The sequence below is a fragment of the Alishewanella sp. BS5-314 genome, assembly GCF_025377695.1.
Lineage (GTDB): Bacteria > Pseudomonadota > Gammaproteobacteria > Enterobacterales > Alteromonadaceae > Alishewanella > Alishewanella aestuarii.
Genome location: NZ_JACEHJ010000001.1, coordinates 157,560 through 176,816 on the forward strand (window position 1 = coordinate 157,560; position 19,257 = coordinate 176,816).

Below are 19,257 nucleotides of genomic sequence, written 5' to 3' on the forward strand. Positions count from 1 at the left end.
ACATGTATTTTTCGGTGGGTATCGAACAACCAACAGCTGATAACACCGCTTATGGTCTGGTGGTGCCTGCGCTTTGTACCACTGACTTTAGTTGTATCAGTGCCGCCGACAGTCAGGCAGAAATTGCGCCGGCTGTAACAGAAGCCATTATGATGACGCTGGAACAGCTTCAAGAGCAAGGCCTTGCACTAACCAATATTCAGGATCTTGGCCCACTTAGCTATCAACAGCAAGCTGAGTATGCTTATTGTGATAGTTGGTTGCTGGTTTATATTGATCTGTCTAGTTTTGACGGTAAACCCAAGCGTATTAACATCAGTATGCCTGACACCTTGATCAGCCGCATTGATCAAACAGTGAAGAACTCACCTGATCGCTACCGTGATCGTAGTCACTTTTTGGCTACAGCTGCGCGGCATGAATTGGAGACGGCAAGCAATTAGCCATTCCGTTACAACACCAGCTCATAATGGTCACTGCCTTGCCCTGATACAGCTCCTGCTTGAGTACCTGCCAGCCCAGACGTTGATAAAATTCTGCCTGATCTTCGGTAAATAAATACAGTTGCATCAGCCCCAGCTGCCGGGCTTCTGTCATCACCTGCTGCACCAGCCATTTGCCAAGCCCTTTACCTCTTACCGAGGGTGCCAGATAAATATTGGCCAGCCAGGGCGATAACTCACGATTGGTTTGCATATCGTGCAGTAACAGCGAGGCGGTACCTACCACCTGATGTTCATACACCACCACCCAACTGATCGGCAATTGCTGCTCATTTAAACTGGCGGCCAGATCGGCGGCAAAGTCGGCTTCGGTTTTTTCCGGAAACAGGGCGCCCCACTCCAGATAATGCCAATGCGCCAGCTCAGGGATCAGCTCAGGCAAATACTTAAGCAGGATCAGATCGGGACTGCTCATAGCATACCGGTATTAATCTGCAGAAAAGACAGCGTCATAGCGCCTGGGATCACTCGCACAGGGCCTTGAGATAGAAATTATTGTGCTGGATGACTTTGACGTTACGCATCGGTTTTTCCTCTTATTATGCAATGCGAAGCCGGCGCTGTGTGGGTTAACGCGGCTACGGATCCCGTCCGGAGTTGGTCAGCCCGATAAAAGTAGCACAGTGGCGCCAACTTGGGAATCTTAGCCTGCACTGCTACACCTGACTCCGGTATGCTTGTCGTACCGGAGTCACATCTGCGATCTGGAGCAGAAAACTACTGTAGTCGTAAATGCGGATATTGGAGCTGTAAAAGTATCCTGTTCGCATCTGAGTATAGCCAGCCAATGCTTTTAGACGGATTAGTCCTTGTTTTCAGGAAGTGTAAATAGCCGCTTGTTGTAAGCTTTAGAAAATCCATGTAATATTTAACACATTAAATTAACAACAGCAGAAGGATCTGTATTTAAATACAAATTTTTCCGGATATTAAGCATTAGAGAACAAGGAGAGTTAATTTGCAGCAACCCAAATATGAATCATGTGGCCATTGCAGCAATTCTGGGACATGTAGAAATGGCCAAGACGGAGTTGCATGTGCAATCTGTGCCCAATCGGCCACTGCGTGGCCTGGACCTCAACCGCTGCGCGGGTTTCGGCCTGTGCTACGAACATTATGTTTAAATTTTATATCAAAAATGGAGATGACAATGAAAAGACTTTTTTTGCTTGGTGCAGTTTTTTTATCGGCAGCAGCGGATGCTGAAACACTACCAACGCAGCACGCAAAGGGTGCTGGCTTCAACGCTTGCCTAGATTTGGTTGACGGGTTGTCAAAATTTGTGATTAAAGACAATAATCATGGCTCATTAGCAACATGGAATAATAATGAGGCAGATACTCGGCTGTTTAATGCGCTAATTGCTGTCAAGTATCCAGATGGGCATTCTGCTGCTATGTTGAATGTTTCACCCGGTAAAACAGGCCGATGCGATGGCTCGTATACGACAGTTTTTTACGTTGATAAATCCTGCAGTGTTGCTCGTGAAATAAATTTTAGTGATTGGAAATATTCAGGAGAGCTAGCAGGTCTTGTGGTTTTGAAGAATCCGTCAGGCAGCGTTGATAGACTGCTCATGCCTGCCGGTAATGGCTGCATTGCTATATCAACCGAGGTTGTTTACCAATAAACATAACAATCAAACTTTTTCGACAGCAAAAAGTTATGTCTGTGACGTCAGCCCGCTGCGCGGCTCTCCGAGCTAAATTTATGCATTAGCTGCCACAGTAGGAATATAGTCTTATCATGAAAGGACAAGAAGCTAAAACACAGAGGAATAGCCTATGGCTGCTTGCAGAGGAGTTGTCCATATCGATCGCACAAACTGCGATCTTCTTCTTTATTGCAATGTTCTCATCCAATTTTCTACGTGACAGCGCTGCTCTGGCAGCTTACGCCAACCAGAAAATCAACGGCACTACGTTCCCTGAGTTCTTCCTCTCACTACTGTCCATTTTGGTAGTGTCCGGCGTACTCTTCTTTCTATTAGCAGCGACGAAGGAGAGCCCCCGCGTGCTCTCGATTGCCAAGAACGTGCTCATGGAGATGCCACGCACCATATCCATTTTCGGCAGCTCTATTTTGGCAACATTATTCGCCGTTGCGATTCACCTGCACATCTATCCGGACCCAAGCGGCTCGAGCTCATTTGCCAAGGCTCTGACAATAGGCTTTATGTTTTGGGTGGCGTCCTTCGCGTACGCCGTCGGCCTGAAGCACTTGCTGGCGCAGTACCGTCCAAAAATTGGCATCGCCGGTGGCAGCTAATTATTTGTCCAAACCGATGCAGCTTCACGGAGCGTTTAATTCAGGTGTTAGCCGCTTTCGGGTGTTTAAAGTTGTGGTTCTTTTTTTCTGCTAAAGCGTTCCTCGCATTTTTTCTTGCTATCACAGGCACGGCAATGGCTTTTTTTTTCGGCTCCGCCTCCACTACAAAGCCGCGCGTGCTTCGTAATGCTCTTCACTTAAGTGGAGCGGCATTGCGGTTTACCGGATAACGGGTTTTGGATATCTTCACCGCCCTAGGTCTTGCTGGCCTGGGGCGTTTTTCTATAAACAGATTGCCGACACAACCGCGCAGTTCTGACAGTCTTCTTGCTGAGTGTGACGGCGAGATAGCGCCCGCCATCATCACCAGCTTGCTGGCTATAAACTGACAAGCAAACTTAAAGCTGACTTCGTAAGGTGCCCGTTTGTGCGCGACTGCGGCCTGACTGGCTTCCCGCCTGACTAGATTGTATCCCAGCAATAGACCCCATAATTCCTGATACACCAACGCGACTTTTTTGCTGCGAAGCGTGATGGTGCGTATTTCGGGATGATCCGGCCAGCGATTTCGGCATGAGTCGGCCACCCATTTCGGTATCATCCGGCCACTGATTTCGGCCTCATCCGGCCATCTGTTTCGGTATCGTCCGGCCAGTTTGTTCTTCCTTCGTTTTACGGACTTTGGCATAACAGTTTTTTAACTGTTTGTCGGAGTAGTCATGACACGTAAAAAGAAAATGGTAAGGACAGATATGCAAACTTATCTGGATATATTCCGCCTCAAATTCGAGGCCAAGTTAAGCGACAGACAAATCTCTCAGGCACTAAATATCGGCCGGGCAACCATCAGTGATGTGGTCATACGCTTTAACAATTTAGGTCTGAGCTGGCCGCTGGCAGCCGATTACCCGCTTGATAGCCTCGATAAACAGTTATTTCCTGGACGTGATTACAGTACACAGCGGGTCTTGCCGTTGTGGGTGCAGGTACACCTTGAGCTGCGCAGAAAAGGCGTCACCAAACTGCTGTTATGGCAGGAGTATCAAGCTGAGCATGGCAATAAAGCGCTTGGTTACACGCAATTCTGCGAACATTATCGCCGCTGGTGTGCTGTACAAAAACGCTCAATGCGGCAGCATCATGAAGCCGGTGAGAAGCTGTTTATCGACTTCTGTGGCCCAACAGTGCCAATTGTGCATCCAGAAACAGGCGAGATAAAACCCGCTGCTATCTTCGTCGCCACCATGGGCGCATCGAACTACACCTATATTGAAGCCTGTAAAGGTCAGGATAGGGAATCCTGGCTGATGGCGAACAGTCGTTGCCTGACATTTTTAGGTGGTGTACCCGCATTATTGATACCCGATAATCTCAAAGCCGCGGTTGATAAAGCGGATAAGTTCGAGCCGGTGATTAACGACAATTACAAAGCGCTGGCCAGACATTATTGCTGTGCATTGATGCCCACCCGACCACGCAAACCGCAGGATAAAGGCAAAGTCGAATCGGCTGTGCTGATAGTTGAGCGCTGGGTCTGAGGTATCCCCAGAAATTCTGCATTTAAAATAAAAAGTTAGGCGATTAGGGAACATTCATGGCCGTTCCTGATCTGATCGTTCGCCAAAACTAAACCATGTCATTAACAGCCATGAATGTGAAAAGAATGCTCGCCGATTTCCTCGGATTTGTCACCCCCAAAACTATGCATAAAGCGCGATTTTCTGTCTTATTAGACGCGGTTACTGCGCTTGCTAAAGACGCGCGTTGCACTGTGACCGCCATAGGGCGCGCAATGCCAGGATCGTCCGACAAAATCAGTATCAAGCGCGCGGATAGATTACTCAGCAATGCCAATCTGCAACGGGAACTGCCTCTTATCTATGCAGCAATGACTAAGTCTGTCGTTAGCAGTAAATCGCAACCGCTCATTCTGGTTGACTGGAGCAACGCTGATACCGCGAAACGGCACTTTATACTGCGAGCCAGTATGGCCGCTGATGGCAGAGCATTGACGCTATTACAAAAAGTGGCGGCAGCAGAAGAGTATACTTGCCCACATTTGCACCGCGCGTTTTTAAAACAGCTCAAGGCCATGTTACCCAAAGACTGCAAGCCCGTTATCGTCACCGATGCTGGCTTCAAGGTGCCCTGGCTTAAACAGGTACGCCAATTAGGCTGGCATTATGTCGCCAGAGTCAGAGGCAACGTGAAACTTAAGCTTACAGAGCAAACAGAATTTATAACCGTGAATGCTCTTTATAAAAAGGCTCGCGCTACACCCAAACACGTAGGCGCAATCGTGCTGACTCAGACGCAGCAATATGAAACCCGCGCTATTCTGGTAGGTAAAGGCTATAAGCTCTTGAAGCGTGATAGAAATAAATCTTACAAAGAACCCTGGTTATTGGTGTCATCGTTACCTGAGTGTCATGACTATGCGGATAAAATCGCCAAATGCTACAGCAGCCGGATGCAAATAGAAGAAAGTTTCCGCGACCAGAAAAGCCCGCGCTATGGCTTAGGGAGTGACTTGCACGGCACCAAGTGTAAATCACGTTTGAATATATTGCTGCTATTGGCTGCACTGGCAAATTGGTTCCACTACCTGATGGGAGCCGCAGGTGAAATAGCAGGTGTGCACTTACGATATCAGGCTAACACAGTAAGAAATCGACGGGTACTTGCTCTGAACTTCCTCGGCATCCTGCTATGTAATGAACCCAAGCTCCCAATCAGCAGGCAACATTATCAGCAAGGGCTAAAGCAAATCTTGCACTGGGCTGCTCAGTGGGACTGGGCGCAAATCAAGTTGGCAAAGAGCTGATACTATGAGGTGTAAATTTGTGGGGATCCCTCAGGCGCTGGGTATTAGCCCGGCTGCGCCATCAGGTGTTTCACTCACTGGCCGCGTTAAATCAGGCCATCCGCGCACTGAATACTGAGCTTAACCAGCGGCCGATGAAGCATTACAACGGTGCCAGCCGTGAGCAGTTGTTTAAATTGCTGGACGAACCTGCCTTGCAGCCATTGCCGCCTTACGCCTATGAGTACACCGATTATCGCATTGCCAAAGTCGCCAAAGACTACCATGTACAATACGACTATCACTGGTACTCGGTGCCACACCGTTTAGTGGGTGAGCGAGTTGAAATCAGCGCCACGCAAACGCTGATTAAGATTTACCATCAAGCGAAATGTGTCGCCCAGCATGCTCGCAGCTATACCCCTTACCGGCACACGACGGACATAGCGCATATGCCAGAGAACCATGCTGCCCATCTGGAGTGGAGCCCTGAGCGCATTCGCAGCTGGGCAACCCATATTGGCACCAACACGCTGGCAGTGGTCTTAGCGGTTGAACGTCACAAAGATCATCTTATCCAAGCGCAGCGCACCTGTCTGGGGCTCCTTAGCGAGCAAAAACGCTATGGCAGTGACCGACTGGAAAAGGCTTGCGCACTGGCCATCAGTCGCCAACTACCTTATATACCGGTCATCAAAAAGCTGCTTAAAAACGGCGAAGATATGCGCTGGCAACCGGATGAAACCAAAACCATTATCCCTGGCACACACACCAACATCCGTGGCTCAAAATACTACCAATAAGGACACCACTAATGGATTCACTACTTATCCAACTGCGCCAGCTTAAGCTGGCAGCCATGGCCAATGCGCTGGAGCAGCAACGCCTTGCGCCACACACTTACGCAGAGCTGAGCTTCGACGAACGACTGGGATTACTGGTCGAGCAAGAACATCTGGCAAGAGATAACACCCGCTTACAACGCTTGCGCAAACAGGCTAATCTGCGCCTTAAAGCGACACCGGAAGGCTTACGCTATCCGGCAAAGCGAGGCTTACGCGCTGAGCACATTACCCCGCTGCTGCAAGGTCATCACCTGACGTACCATCAGAATATCCTGATCACCGGCCCCACTGGCAGCGGCAAAACCTATCTTGCCTGCGCCTTAGGTGAGCAAGCTTGCCGTCAGAATAAACGTGTACTGTATTACCGCTTAGGCCGGTTACTGGAGAGCCTGAAAATGGGGCATGCTGATGGCAGCTATCTTAAACAACTGGTACAGCTACAAAAGGTGGATATGCTGATCCTGGATGACTGGGGCCTTGAGGGATTTAAAGGGAAGCAAGTCAGTGATTTACTGGATGTGATTGAAGATCGCTACGAGCAACGCAGTACAATCATCGTCAGTCAATTACCGGTCTCAGAATGGTACGGCCTGATGGATAACCCGACCGTTGCAGATGCGCTATTAGACAGAGTGATCCACAACGCCCACCGACTGGAATTAACAGGTGAGTCACAACGTAAAAAAACACTGGTTCAGGGGGAAGAAGTCGGGTAAAAAGAGAACATAAACGAAGGTCAGATCATGCTGGCCGGATCACACCGAAACGCCTGGCCGGATGAAACCGGAACAGGTGGCCGGACAAACCGAAATACGCAGATAGCGAAAAAGAGCTGGGGGAGGCATTGCTGCAAGAGGCCAGAGCCGGTCTGTTTGAAAGTGCCAAAACCATTCAGGAGCGCTTTTACACCCCGCAAAGTAGACCACAGGTGAAGTCTGAACAGCACAGCCTGCAAAGTTATGATGCGCTGCTGGCTTCATTAAAGGCGCAGACGAAACACGATGTGGAGGAGCCGTTTTGACCTCCTCCGTTGCATTGCTACTCAAAGAATTAAAGCTACCGGCCTTTGTCAGACACTATGAAAAACTCTGGCAAACCGCGGTAGAGAAAGGCTGGTCGCATAGCGACTATCTTGCGGCCTTATGCGAATACGAGCTCTCAGAGCGTTTTACACGGCGCACCCAGAGTTGGGTACGTGAAGCTAAGCTGGCACCGGGCAAAACCTTGAGCGCGCTGGATAACAGCCCATTAAGCCGGACAAATCAAGCCCTCATTGCCAAGCTGCATCAAGACCTGTCCTGGGCGCATCACGCGGATAATATCCTGCTGATTGGCCCCAGTAGCACCGGCAAAACACACATCGCCAACGCGCTGGGTTACCAGCTGATAGAGCAAGGCATCCGCTGCAAACTGTTTCCGGCTATTGGCTTGGTACAACAGTTACAACAAGCGAAGCGCGAACTGGATCTGATGAGCGAGCTGAGTAAGCTGGATAAGTATCAGGTAATTATCATTGATGACATTGGTTATGTGAAAAAGACCGATGCAGAAACACAGGTACTGTTTGAGTTTATCGCGCATCGCTATGAAAGTGGCAGCCTGATCATCACAGCCAATCAACCGTTTAGTGCATGGGATCAGATCTTCCCGGATAGCATGATGACGGTAGCGGCCATAGATCGGCTGATCCATCACGCGACAATTATAGAGTTAGAAGGAGAAAGCTATCGAAAACAGCATCAACTAAAACAGGTTGGAAATAGGAAAAATGAGAAAACCTAACCGGCCATCATAATTGACGCGAACCGGCCAAGATAGTTGACGCCGAACACGGCGGATTCCTCCTGAGCTCCCAGATTCAGTCTACAGGGAGGTCGTGGTTACACCTTGTCGCATTTTTTATCGTGAGGATGAGCAGCGGGTTTTTATCCTCTTTGTCATGCGAGAGGAGCGACAGCTTCGTACATTTATGCTTGAACACAGCTAAAAATCCGCGTCATTCGTGGCCTACGGCCCCAGCAACGCTTACAATCTAGCCACTAAATCAACTAAAAGTGCCCATCTCACTATCGCAGGATGGACTCCGGTACGGCGGGCGTACCGGAGTCCTGGGTTTGCGGTAGCGTTGAGATTGGCGCTGCTATCACTATCGTAGGATGGACTCCGGTACGACGAGCGTACCGGAGTCCTGGGCTTGGGGTAGCATTGAGATTGGTGCTGCTATCACTATCGCAAGATGGACTCCGGTACGGCGAGCATACCGGAGTCCTGGATCGAGGTAGCGTTGAGATTGGTGCTGTTATTACTATCGCAGGATGGACTCCGGTACGGCGAGCGTACCGGAGTCCTGGGCTTGGGGTAGCGTTGAGATTGGTGCTGCTATCACTATCGCAGAATGGACTCCGGTACGACAAGCATACCGGAGTCCTGGGTTTGCGCTAGCGATTAGATTGGTGCTGCTATCACTATCGCAGAATGGACTCCGGTACGACAAGCATACCGGAGTCCTGGGTCTGGGTAGCGATAAGATTGGCGCTGCTATCACTATCGCAGAATGGACTCCGGTACGGCGAGCATACCGGAGTCCTGTGTTTGCGGTAGCGTTGGGATTGGTGCTGTTATTACTATCGCAGAATGGACTCCGGTACGGCGAGCATACCGGAGTCCTGGGTTTGGGGTAGCGTTGAGATTGGCGCTGCTATCACTATCGCAGAATGGACTCCGGTACGACTAGCGTACCGGAGTCCTGGATCGGGGTAGCGTTTAGATTGGTGCTACGATTTTGACGACGTCAAAATCATTCCCACTCAATGGTGGCTGGTGGCTTGCCGGAAATATCATAAACTACCCGTGAAATACCATTGATCTCGTTAATAATCCGGTTCGACACCTTACCCAGTAACTCATATGGCAGGTGTGCCCAGTGTGCGGTCATAAAGTCGATGGTTTCTACTGCACGCAGCGAAATTACCCAGTCGTACTTACGGGCATCGCCCATTACACCCACTGATTTAACCGGCAGGAACACCGCGAACGCCTGGCTGACTTTATTGTACAGATCGGCTTTATGCAGCTCTTCGATAAAGATCGCATCGGCACGGCGCAGTAAGTCGCAGTATTCTTTTTTGATTTCGCCCAGTACCCGCACGCCTAAACCTGGTCCCGGGAACGGGTGGCGGTACAGCATATCGTAAGGTAAGCCCAGCTCTAAACCGACTTTGCGCACTTCGTCTTTAAACAATTCGCGCAGTGGCTCGACTAAGCCCAGCTTCATATGCTCCGGCAAGCCGCCGACGTTGTGGTGCGATTTAATAACATGGGCTTTACCGGTTGCTGAACCTGCGGATTCAATCACGTCCGGATAGATAGTGCCCTGTGCCAGCCATTTGGCATTGCTGAGCTTTTGCGCTTGTTCGTCGAACACCTCAACGAAAACGCGGCCGATAATTTTCCGCTTGGCTTCCGGCTCGTCAACACCGGCTAAAGCCGACAGGAAACGCTCTTCGGCATCGACTTTGATAATGTTCAGGCCAAAGTGATCGCCAAACATATCCATGACCTGCTTGCCTTCGTTGAGGCGCAGCAGGCCGTTATCAACAAAGACACAGGTCAGGTTTTTACCGATAGCGCGGTGCAGCAGCATGGCAACAACAGAGCTGTCGACACCACCAGATAAGCCCAGGATCACCTGATCATCACCGATTTGCTGTTTTAAGCGTACGATGGCATCTTCAATAATTGAGGCTGGCGTCCACAGCTTGTCACAGCCACAGATATCGACCACAAAATGCTCCAGCATCCGCAGGCCCTGCCGGGTATGGGTAACTTCCGGGTGGAACTGCACACCGTAAAACTGCCGCGCTTCGTCCGCCATGGCGGCATGCGGGCAGGTTGGGGTTTGGGCAATAGTCGTAAAACCGGCCGGGATCTGTACCACTTTATCGCCGTGGCTCATCCACACATCTAACAAGGCATTGCCGTTGGCGCCGATATGGTCTTCAATTTTGGCGAACAGTTCATTTGGCGCCAGCACTTCAACCTGGGCATAACCAAACTCACGCTCCTCTGAGCCCTGCACCTTACCGCCCAGCTGCTCTGCCATGGTTTGCATACCGTAGCAAACGCCCAGTACCGGTACGCCCGCTTCGAATACATAAGCCGGTGCCCGTGGTGAGCCAGCCTCGGTAACGCTTTCCGGGCCGCCGGATAAGATAATACCGGTTGGATTAAAATCGCGGATTTGGGCTTCGGTCACATCCCAGGCCCACAGCTCGCAGTAAACGCCGATTTCGCGTACCCGCCGGGCAATCAGCTGGGTATATTGCGAACCAAAGTCGAGGATCAGAATACGATGATGATGAATATTTTTGTTCATAGTAACCTTGTATGCTCAGGCGGCTGGCTTGCGCCAGCCGGATTCGGGTATTGGCCTAGCGAAAACGCCAAGCTAACCTAAACGCTAAATTTACCTAACCGCCAACTTAACCCAAACGGTAGTTCGGTGCTTCTTTGGTGATCTGCACATCATGCACATGCGATTCGCCCATGCCGGCGGCCGTCACTTTGACAAAGCTGGGCTTGGTGCGCAGGGTATCGATATCCGGTGAACCGGTTAAGCCCATCGCAGAGCGCAGGCCACCCATTTGCTGATGGATAATGGTTTCAATCGGGCCTTTGTAGGCAACGCGGCCTTCGATGCCTTCCGGTACCAGTTTTTCCGCGTTGTTGCTGCCCTGGAAATAGCGGTCAGACGAACCGTTACGCTGCGCCATCGCACCTAAGGAGCCCATACCGCGGTAAGATTTGTAGTAGCGGCCCTGATAGAGTTCAACTTCGCCCGGTGCTTCTTCAGTACCAGCAAACATCGAGCCGACCATCACACAGTTGGCACCGGCAACTAAGGCTTTAGCAATATCACCGGAGAAACGGATACCGCCATCGGCGATAATGCAAACGTTGGTGCCTTTTACCCCTTCCACTGCATCAGAGATGGCAGTAATCTGAGGTACACCACAGCCGGTCACAATACGGGTAGTACAGATAGAACCCGGACCAATACCGACTTTAACCGCATTGGCACCGGCTTCGGCCAGCGCCTTAGCGCCTTCTGCCGTGGCCACATTACCGGCAACAATTTGCAACTCCGGATACTGGGCGCGGGTTTGTTTCACGCGGTCAATGACACCTTGCGAGTGGCCATGTGAGGTATCAATCAGCAGGATATCGACGCCAGCTTCTACCAGGGCGGCGATGCGCTCGTCAGTGCCTGGGCCTACGCCCACTGCCGCACCGACCCGTAGCCGGCCTAATTCATCTTTACAGGCATTCGGCTTGCTGGCGGCTTTGTAGTAGTCACGAACGGTGATCAAGCCTTTCAGTTTAAAGTTATCATCCACCACCAGTACCTTCTCGATACGGTGTTGATGCATCAGTTTCAGCGCCTGCTCGCGTGGCGCATTTTCATTAACAGTAACCAGACGCTCACGCGGCGTCATTACCTCGGTCACTTTTGCCTGCAGATTGGCTTCAAAGCTCATATCACGGCCGGTCACGATACCGACTAATTCACCCTGTTTATCCAGTACCGGAAAGCCGGAGAAACCATGCTGCTGCGCCAGTGCCTGCACTTCGCGTACCGTCATTTCAGCAGAGGCCGTTACCGGATCAGATACCACACCGCTTTCGTACTTTTTCACTTTGCGTACGTTGGCAGCCTGCTCTTCAATGGTCATATTTTTATGAATAAAACCGATACCGCCTTCCTGCGCCAGCGCAATGGCCAGCCGGGCTTCGGTAACCGTATCCATAGAAGCGGATACCATTGGGATATTCAGCGTGATTGAGGCGGTAAGTTTAGTGCGTAAATCCGCAGTGTGGGGTAAAACACTAGAGTGTGCCGGTACTAATAACACGTCGTCAAAAGTAAGGGCTTCTTTGATGATCCTGAGCATTGCAACAATCTCGCTTTCTGGGTGAAATGATAGGGAATGTTGCGGTGCAATTTTAGCGCAAAGCGGGCTTTAGGACAAAGGCTTTTTTTCTTTTTGTCAGGTAGCCCCGCTCTGGGTACACTAGGGGCCTGATTGCTTAACCGAATAACGCTATGCAAAACCCGGATATTTATACGGTATCTCGCCTGAATTCTGAAGTACGACTGACGCTGGAGCTGCAGTTTCAGCAGCTGTGGCTGGTGGGCGAAGTGTCAAACTTTGTCGCCGCTGCTTCCGGCCATTGGTATTTTAGCCTCAAAGATCAGGCGGCACAGGTTAAGGTAGCGATGTTTAAGCAAGCCAACCGCTATGCCACTGTCAGGCCGCAAAATGGCCAGCAAGTGCTGATCCGGGCCCGGATCAGTGTTTATGAGCCGCGTGGTGAATATCAGTTGCTGGCCGAGTTTATTGAACCGGCCGGTGCGGGTTTGCTGAAACAACAGTTTGAACAACTTAAAGCCAAACTGGCCGCCGAGGGCTTATTTGCCCCCGAACGGAAAAAGCCGTTACCGGCCAATCCGCGACGTGTCGGGGTGATTACCTCACCAACCGGTGCCGCCGTACGCGATATCATTACCGTGCTGGCACGCCGGGCGCCGGGCATTGAGCTGATTATTTATCCGTGTCAGGTGCAGGGTGAAACCGCCGCCGCTCAGCTTCGAACTATGCTCAGTAGCGCTATCCGGCGCAAAGAAGTCGATGTACTGATTATCGGCCGTGGCGGTGGCTCGATTGAAGATCTCTGGTGTTTTAATGATGAAGCCCTGGCCCGTGCCGTGGCCGACTGTCCGATCCCGATTGTCAGTGCCGTGGGCCACGAAATTGATTTTGCACTCACCGATTTTGTCGCCGATGTGCGGGCCGCTACGCCCTCAGCTGCGGCAGAGCTGGTATCACCTGACCAAAGCCAGTGGTTAGTGGCGCTTAGCCAACTGCAGCAACGATTAAGCCGAGCGATGCGCCGGCAACTTATGCAGCAGCAACCGCGTTTAATGCAACTGCAACAACGGCTACAGCAATTACATCCACAACGCCGGCTGGAGCAACAGCAGCAGCGGCTGGATGAATTGCAGCTGCGTTTGCAACGACAGATGCAACAACAGCTGCAGCAGGCGCGGCGGCAACACAGTTATTTACAACAAAGCCTGCAGCATTTATCGCCGGCCAAGGCGATTAAGCAACAGCAACTGCAGCTACAGCAGCTGGCAAAGCGTTTACAGCAGGCGCAGCAGCAACAACTAAAACAACATAAATTCAATTTGCTGCAACTGAGTAAACAACTGCATACGGTCAGCCCTCTGGCGACTTTAGCTCGGGGCTATAGTATCGCCTTTGATGCTCAGCAACAGGTGGTTACTCGTAACTCGCAGTTAGCTGTTGGTGATAAAGTCACGGTTAAGCTGGCCGAAGGGGCCTTTGAGGCTGAGGTGCGGAAACTTACCGAGCAATAAAAGCATGGTGCTGCAGGCACCACTACACTTGTCGCTGGTGTCTGTAGCACTCATTAGCTTAGCTCGCGTTCAACGAGGCCATATCAATCACAAACCGATGGGCTAAATCCCCCTGTTTCAATCGACTAAAGGCGTCGTTTATCTGATCCATTCGAATCATCTCGCAATCTGGATAGACATTATGCTCAGCACAAAAGTTTAAGACTTCCTGTGTTTCAGCAATACCACCAATTAATGAGCCCGCAATACGCCGCCGTCCCATAATTAACGGAATCGTCATCAGCTCATTGAGCGGACCAACCTGCCCGACGATAACCAGCGTGCCATCAACATCCAGCAGCGGCGTGTAGATACTTACATCATGTTTAACTGGTACTGTATCAATAATTAAATCAAAGGCGCTGGCGGCAGCTTTCATCGCTGCAGTATCAGATGAAATCAGCATTGCCTCCGCACCCATAGCGAGGGCTTCGGCTTTTTTCTGATCCGAGCGGCTAATGACGGTTACCTCTGCACCCATCGCATGAGCCAATTTCACCGCCATATGCCCAAGCCCCCCTAACCCAACTACCCCAACCCGGCTGCCTCGGCCGACTTGCCAGGCACGAAGTGGCGAATAAGTGGTGATACCAGCACAGAGGATAGGGGCTGCCTTTGCCAGATCCATGTTTTCCGGAATTTGCAGCACAAACTCTTCCCGCACTACGATGTGCTTAGAGTAGCCACCCTGAGTAATAACACCGTCAACACGATCCGGCGCGCCATAGGTCGGAGTGAAACCGTTACGACAATATTGTTCTGCATGCTTTTCGCACTGTTCACAATGCTGGCAGCTATCAACCAAACAGCCAACCGCTACCCGGTCTCCCTCTTTATACCGCACTACCGCAGATCCGACAGCCTGCACTCTGCCGACAATCTCATGCCCTGGTATTAACGGATACGGCTGTGGCCCCCAATCACCATTGACGGTGTGTAAATCTGAGTGACAGACACCACAAAACAAAATCTCAATGGCAACATCATTAGGCCGTAAAGCCCGCCGCTCAAAATGATAAGGGGCCATAACTGCATCGGTAGAAAAAGCTGCATAACCAATTGTTTTCATGTGATTTCACCCCAAGGTTAGTTTAGATACTGCAGCATTAGCACTTTGCTTTTGCTCATCGCGCGTGCGCGGTGTTAGGCTCAAGAATAGAGGCCATACTATCAAACAGCAAGCTAACCGCGGCTCCCTTACCAAAATAGCGACTCCGGAATGTGCCTGCCCGTTCAGCTGCTTTAACGTTATACTGCACTTACCAAAAAGCTGGGCGCGAGCCCAAACTCAGGGTAATGTTGGCACTGGGTATCACCCTAACCTGTTAAGTGACTATAAGAGAACCCCAAGATGGTTAATCTAAAAATTGATCTTGTCTCCGATATCGCCTGCCCCTGGTGCGCGGTGGGTTACGCCCGCTTAGAGCGCGCTTTGGCCAGCCTGCCTGAGCTTAAGATTGAACTGGAATGGCATGCCTTTGAGCTCAACCCGGATAAAAATGCGCCGCAAGAGCCGATCCTGCCGGCGCTAAGCCGTAAATACGGTAAATCCGAAGCTGAGATGCAGCAAAGTCAGGCCTATATTATGGAAGTGGCGGCGGAGCTTGGCTTAAATTTTAGTAAGATGCAGCAGCGCTTTACCTGTAATACCTTTGATGCCCACCGGCTGGTGAAATGGGCTGAGACGCAAGGCCAGGCAACGGCAATGAAAATGGCCTTATTTACCGCCTATTTTGGTGAGGCGGCCGATGTTTCGAATCATCAGGTGCTGCTCGACTGTGTGGCCAAACTGGGGTTAGATCTAGCAACAGCGGAACACATTCTGGCCTCAGATGACTACAGCCAGCAGGTAACAGAAGATATCGCCCGTTACCAGCACGCCGGTATTTCGTCCGTACCGGCCTTTATTATCAATAATAAATACCTGATTTCCGGCGCCCAGGAGCCGCAACAGCTGGCAGCAGCCCTGCGGCAGATTGCAGCAGAAATGACGCCTGCTACAGATATTTAGACCGCTGCACTAGCTGGATAAGGTATAGCAAATTAAGATCGCACGATTTGATTATTTAGCCTGTTCCGTGTTATTTGCTATACTTGGCGTGTGTTTTCTCATCCGGGTCTTTGCCATGCAAACCTTAACCGCCAACGACGCCAAACGAAACTTCGGTGAGTTGCTGCTAAACGCGCAGCGCGAGCCAATCAAGATCAGCAAAAACAGCAAAGATACGGTTGTCGTTATGTCTATCCGGGACTTTGAAGCTCTTGAGCTGATGAAAGCCGAGTACCTTAAACATTGCTTTAAGACGGCACAAGAAGAGCTGGCACAAGGCAAAGTTGTTGATGGCGAAACCTTTCTGCGCGCGCTGTAAAAACGGTTAAGCAGCGTATGCGTTATAAGCTTAGCAACTTAGCTCAGGCCCATCTGCAGAGCATCAAAACCTACACCGTCGAACACTATTCTGATGCTCAGTGGCAAAAATACAAAACAACGCTTTTAACCGCTTTGCAACTGTTGGCCGAGAATCCTGATGTGGGAAGAAGTTGTGCCGATATTTACCCAAATGGCTACTATTTCCCCGTTGGTAAACATGTCGCTTATTTCACAAAAGAAGCTGACTTTATTTTGATTGTTGCGATCCTGGGTCAACCCCAACTGCCGCAGAATCACTTAAAGTAAAGGTGAGGTTGCGGTTATTGCTTGGTCAGGCTTTGAGAAGCGTTAAAGTGCCGTGATAACGGTTTGCTCTTACTCCGGGAGTACAATGTCGTACAACACCATCGCTTTAAACCAACAACGCCAACCTTTAGATCATCTGAATACGGTATGGTTGTTCGGTTATGGCTCCTTAATCTATAAAGCGGATTTTCCCTATCTGGCTTGCCGGCCAGCCTGTATTTATGGCTGGCAGCGCCGCTTCTGGCAAGGTTCGCACGATCATCGCGGTACGCCAGAGGCACCGGGTCGGGTTGTTACTCTGGTGGAAGCGGCCGCTAAGCGCTGTGTTGGTATGGCGTATCAGGTAACACCGGCTACCTTTGCCCATTTAGATCAACGGGAGAAAAACGGCTATCTGCGCTTTTTTACCGAACTGCACTGGCTGGATAACGCAGGCCCCCACTCCACAGCGGATAGCTCAGGCCCGGAGCAAGGCGTAGTCTATATTGCCAATCCTGATAATGCGGCCTATCTGGGGCCGGCAGCGGAAGCCGATATCGCCAGACAGATTGCCAAAAGCCGTGGTCCGAGCGGCCCGAATAGCGAGTATTTGCTACAACTGGCGCAGGCACTGCGCCAGCTTAACGAACAGGATGAACATGTGTTTAAGCTGGAGCAACTGCTGTTAGAATTGCGGCAGCAACCAGGGGTTTAAGGCTCAGTCCCGCTGAGCGTCAACGCACTAAGCCAGGGCTCAGCAAAACGGCCATAGCGCACCTGAGCCTGAAAGCGGATTTTCTGTTGACGATTGATATCCCGTGGCAAGTGTTGCGCATAAGGCTTTGCCACATATAACGACTCTACCGCCAAGCGGTTTATCATTACCTCGGGCTGTTTTTTCAGTTTATCGTCCTGACACCAGTTATAGCTAAGCTGGATATCTGCCGGCACTATTAATAATTGACCTGCATTCTGCCCGCTATGTTTTGCCAGTGTTTGTTGTAACAAATTGAGATCAGCGGCGGCATCAATCACAAACAGCCGGGTGGCTTCCTCGCGGGCAACCCGCCATTGCTCCTCGGCACGTTGCTGCTGTTCATGCCGGCGCTTAGCCGTTTCCTGCAGCCTGTCCTGTGGCATGCTGGCAGTTAACTCTGCAGCCGCTTCTGCTGCCAGCCGTTGCTGTAACGCAGCATAATATTGTTCTGCTTGTGTCAGGTAGTGCTGATAACTCTTACCATTAAACTCCAGCAGCACCCAACCTGAGCGCTGTTGTCGCTGATAGCCATCCGCGCAGCTACCGAAATGAAAACTGGCAAATTGCGGCTCCTGCAGCGCCAGGATGCGTTGTTGCTGCCGATACAAATAGTGCCATTCGTCTTCGCTTGGCGTTAACCAGGGTGTGGTCCAGGTGATATTAAGGCGTAACGATGAATCCTCTTTGGCATAGCCCCATTGGTATGGCAAGCCAAGCTCCCGCTCACTCAGCGTCAGCTCAGCCACAACCACACTGCGGTTTAGCCAGACCTTGCCAAGGATAAAGGCGTTGACGCCCAGTACGGTTATCAGAGCTAACAGTAGCAGCTTTTTTGCCCCTGGCTTAGACATTAGCCACCTCATCTGGCTTGGCGGCTGTTTGCACCGCCAGGCGTAACCGGTTAAAGATTAACAGTGCCAGAATGGCCGTCAGCCCTAACAGGAAAAAGAACAGGTACTTCGGTAACCAGTCCCACCACCAGTCAAAAAACTTGGTATACAAAAACAACGCAAAAAATACATTACCGGTAAGCATTAACTTTGCGGCCTGTTGCCGGATCCCGTAAAGCACCAGCAAGGCGCTGCAGGCAAAACCCAGCACCTGATACAGCCCTTCAATGACGCCATGCGACCAGGGTAAATAACTGACACTGCCCCAGTTCGCCAGGATCAGTATCGCGATAAAGAACGCTACCGCTGAGAGGATCTGATAGATGGCAGCAAAACCATCGTAGCGCTGCTGCTTAAATTTCAGCGGTAATAAAAAGAACAACAGGCTGGTTAACAGAAAATGTTCCGGATATTCGCCGGTCGACACCCAGTAACTGCCCATCCAGCTGCCAAAGCGGGCGCCAAGAAAAATATAACTACAGAGCATACCGGCAGCTAGCAGTAACCGCAGGTTTAGCCAATACGCCAGCGTAAAGGCATAGAGCGCGAAGACGGCAAAGGCATTCGGCGAGGCCGGTAAATTAAAAATACTGCCCAGCATCACGATATTCAGCACCCAGGCAGCGAAGGATACCAGCGCCGCCAGCTTGGCATAGTAACCGCTGGCATCGATCCGCTGCAGCCAAACCACCAGACCCAGGCTTAACAGCGGCGCACTGAGCAAGAGTCCGACCTGGGCTGCGGTGCCAAAGAGCCCCCAATACTGATAGAACAAAAAAAACAAACTGGCAGCCAGCGCCAGTGCACCTAAGAAAGAAACGATTTGCATGCCCAGCGAGAGATGCCGGGCCTTGTCATTGAGATCGATATTCAGACTATGCTGAAACTGTTGCAACAACGCATCGTGATAGTCGCGCACCTTGCCGGCCTGCAGCTCGGGCGGTAATAAGCCTTGTTCGGCCAGCAGCTGTTGTTCGGCGCGAAACGCCAGGATTTGGTCGACACGCTGTTGTGCCTGGGTTTTATTCAGCGGGGGTGAGCTACTCAATGCATCT

General features: G+C 50.9%; 20 protein-coding genes and 2 pseudogenes. 15 read left to right on the forward strand and 7 right to left on the reverse strand.

The features are described from left to right. Window positions 1–2 precede the first annotated feature (2 nt). On the forward strand, window positions 3–443 hold the full coding sequence (locus tag H1D31_RS00730) for a type II toxin-antitoxin system HicB family antitoxin (protein WP_261255176.1): 441 nt from the start codon (window positions 3–5) through the stop codon (window positions 441–443). Here the strand turns inward: H1D31_RS00730 and H1D31_RS00735 are convergent. Continuing rightward, window positions 403–918: a GNAT family N-acetyltransferase gene (locus tag H1D31_RS00735; protein ID WP_261255177.1), complete on the reverse strand. Its 516-nt coding sequence runs from the start codon at window positions 916–918 to the stop codon at window positions 403–405. The two genes, H1D31_RS00730 and H1D31_RS00735, sit on opposite strands and share 41 nt — an antisense overlap. A 735-nt stretch (window positions 919–1,653) precedes the next feature. Between H1D31_RS00735 and H1D31_RS00740 the strand changes: the two genes are divergently transcribed. Both H1D31_RS00740 and H1D31_RS00745 read left to right on the forward strand, forming a co-directional pair. After that, the gene (locus H1D31_RS00740; protein WP_261255178.1) at window positions 1,654–2,133 is read left to right on the forward strand and encodes a hypothetical protein; all 480 of its coding nucleotides are present in this window, start codon (window positions 1,654–1,656) and stop codon (window positions 2,131–2,133) included. A gap of 116 nt (window positions 2,134–2,249) precedes the next feature. Continuing rightward, window positions 2,250–2,771: a hypothetical protein gene (locus H1D31_RS00745; RefSeq protein ID WP_261255179.1), complete on the forward strand. Its 522-nt coding sequence runs from the start codon at window positions 2,250–2,252 to the stop codon at window positions 2,769–2,771. A 193-nt stretch (window positions 2,772–2,964) separates the two neighbouring features. On the opposite strand, the pseudogene H1D31_RS00750 reads toward H1D31_RS00745, so the two are convergent. Continuing rightward, window positions 2,965–3,306, reverse strand: a pseudogene (locus H1D31_RS00750) (IS4 family transposase); the annotation flags it as partial. 217 nt (window positions 3,307–3,523) lie between these two features. On the opposite strand from H1D31_RS00750, the gene istA reads away from it, so the two are divergent. The 7 genes and pseudogenes from istA to H1D31_RS17320 form a co-directional block, all read left to right on the forward strand. After that, window positions 3,524–4,309, forward strand: coding sequence for an IS21 family transposase (gene istA / locus H1D31_RS00755; protein ID WP_261255180.1), 786 nt, complete (start codon window positions 3,524–3,526; stop codon window positions 4,307–4,309). 95 nt (window positions 4,310–4,404) lie between these two features. Further along, window positions 4,405–5,595, forward strand: a complete 1,191-nt coding sequence (locus H1D31_RS00760; RefSeq protein ID WP_261255181.1) for an IS4 family transposase — start codon at window positions 4,405–4,407, stop codon at window positions 5,593–5,595. Between the two features lie 17 nt (window positions 5,596–5,612). Further along, window positions 5,613–6,377 (forward strand): Mu transposase domain-containing protein, encoded by a 765-nt coding sequence (locus H1D31_RS00765; protein ID WP_261255182.1) that lies wholly within the window; start codon window positions 5,613–5,615, stop codon window positions 6,375–6,377. Window positions 6,378–6,388: 11 nt separating this feature from the next. Beyond that, window positions 6,389–7,135 carry an IS21-like element helper ATPase IstB gene (istB, locus tag H1D31_RS00770; protein WP_261255183.1) on the forward strand — a complete coding sequence of 249 codons (747 nt, stop codon included), beginning with the start codon at window positions 6,389–6,391 and terminating at the stop codon, window positions 7,133–7,135. Window positions 7,136–7,263: 128 nt separating this feature from the next. After that, window positions 7,264–7,440 carry a hypothetical protein gene (locus H1D31_RS00775; protein WP_261255184.1) on the forward strand — a complete coding sequence of 59 codons (177 nt, stop codon included), beginning with the start codon at window positions 7,264–7,266 and terminating at the stop codon, window positions 7,438–7,440. Beyond that, window positions 7,437–8,201, forward strand: a complete 765-nt coding sequence (istB, locus tag H1D31_RS00780; protein ID WP_261255186.1) for an IS21-like element helper ATPase IstB — start codon at window positions 7,437–7,439, stop codon at window positions 8,199–8,201. Before H1D31_RS00775 ends, istB (H1D31_RS00780) begins: the two co-directional genes overlap by 4 nt. 52 nt (window positions 8,202–8,253) lie before the next feature. Beyond that, a pseudogene (locus H1D31_RS17320) lies at window positions 8,254–8,406 on the forward strand (type II toxin-antitoxin system RelE/ParE family toxin); the annotation flags it as partial. Between the two features lie 810 nt (window positions 8,407–9,216). On the opposite strand, the gene guaA reads toward H1D31_RS17320, so the two are convergent. Then, window positions 9,217–10,794, reverse strand: coding sequence for a glutamine-hydrolyzing GMP synthase (gene guaA / locus H1D31_RS00785; RefSeq protein WP_261255187.1), 1,578 nt, complete (start codon window positions 10,792–10,794; stop codon window positions 9,217–9,219). A 106-nt stretch (window positions 10,795–10,900) separates the two neighbouring features. Next, window positions 10,901–12,370 (reverse strand): IMP dehydrogenase, encoded by a 1,470-nt coding sequence (gene guaB, locus H1D31_RS00790; protein WP_261255188.1) that lies wholly within the window; start codon window positions 12,368–12,370, stop codon window positions 10,901–10,903. A 152-nt stretch (window positions 12,371–12,522) separates the two neighbouring features. Here guaB and xseA point away from each other — a divergent pair, with 152 nt between their 5' ends. Beyond that, a complete protein-coding gene (gene xseA / locus H1D31_RS00795; RefSeq protein ID WP_261255190.1) occupies window positions 12,523–13,860 on the forward strand; it encodes an exodeoxyribonuclease VII large subunit in 1,338 nt (445 codons plus the stop codon). A 58-nt stretch (window positions 13,861–13,918) separates the two neighbouring features. Here xseA and H1D31_RS00800 read toward each other — a convergent pair whose 3' ends face one another. Next, on the reverse strand, window positions 13,919–14,968 hold the full coding sequence (locus H1D31_RS00800) for an NAD(P)-dependent alcohol dehydrogenase (protein ID WP_261255191.1): 1,050 nt from the start codon (window positions 14,966–14,968) through the stop codon (window positions 13,919–13,921). A gap of 282 nt (window positions 14,969–15,250) precedes the next feature. On the opposite strand from H1D31_RS00800, the gene H1D31_RS00805 reads away from it, so the two are divergent. The 4 genes from H1D31_RS00805 (at window position 15,251) to H1D31_RS00820 (ending at window position 17,270) form a co-directional block, all read left to right on the forward strand. Next, window positions 15,251–15,910 (forward strand): DsbA family protein, encoded by a 660-nt coding sequence (locus H1D31_RS00805; protein WP_261255192.1) that lies wholly within the window; start codon window positions 15,251–15,253, stop codon window positions 15,908–15,910. Window positions 15,911–16,025: 115 nt separating this feature from the next. Further along, on the forward strand, window positions 16,026–16,268 hold the full coding sequence (locus H1D31_RS00810) for a type II toxin-antitoxin system Phd/YefM family antitoxin (RefSeq protein WP_261255194.1): 243 nt from the start codon (window positions 16,026–16,028) through the stop codon (window positions 16,266–16,268). 17 nt (window positions 16,269–16,285) lie between these two features. Beyond that, complete coding sequence (locus tag H1D31_RS00815) at window positions 16,286–16,576, forward strand: type II toxin-antitoxin system RelE/ParE family toxin (RefSeq protein ID WP_261255195.1); 291 nt, start codon at window positions 16,286–16,288, stop codon at window positions 16,574–16,576. 85 nt (window positions 16,577–16,661) lie between these two features. Next, on the forward strand, window positions 16,662–17,270 hold the full coding sequence (locus tag H1D31_RS00820; protein WP_261255196.1) for a gamma-glutamylcyclotransferase: 609 nt from the start codon (window positions 16,662–16,664) through the stop codon (window positions 17,268–17,270). On the opposite strand, the gene H1D31_RS00825 is transcribed toward H1D31_RS00820, so the two are convergent. Next, window positions 17,267–18,163 carry a DUF4824 family protein gene (locus H1D31_RS00825; RefSeq protein ID WP_261255197.1) on the reverse strand — a complete coding sequence of 299 codons (897 nt, stop codon included), beginning with the start codon at window positions 18,161–18,163 and terminating at the stop codon, window positions 17,267–17,269. The two genes, H1D31_RS00820 and H1D31_RS00825, sit on opposite strands and share 4 nt — an antisense overlap. Then, window positions 18,156–19,250 (reverse strand): DUF2157 domain-containing protein, encoded by a 1,095-nt coding sequence (locus H1D31_RS00830; protein ID WP_261255198.1) that lies wholly within the window; start codon window positions 19,248–19,250, stop codon window positions 18,156–18,158. Before H1D31_RS00830 ends, H1D31_RS00825 begins: the two co-directional genes overlap by 8 nt. Window positions 19,251–19,257: the final 7 nt, after the last annotated feature.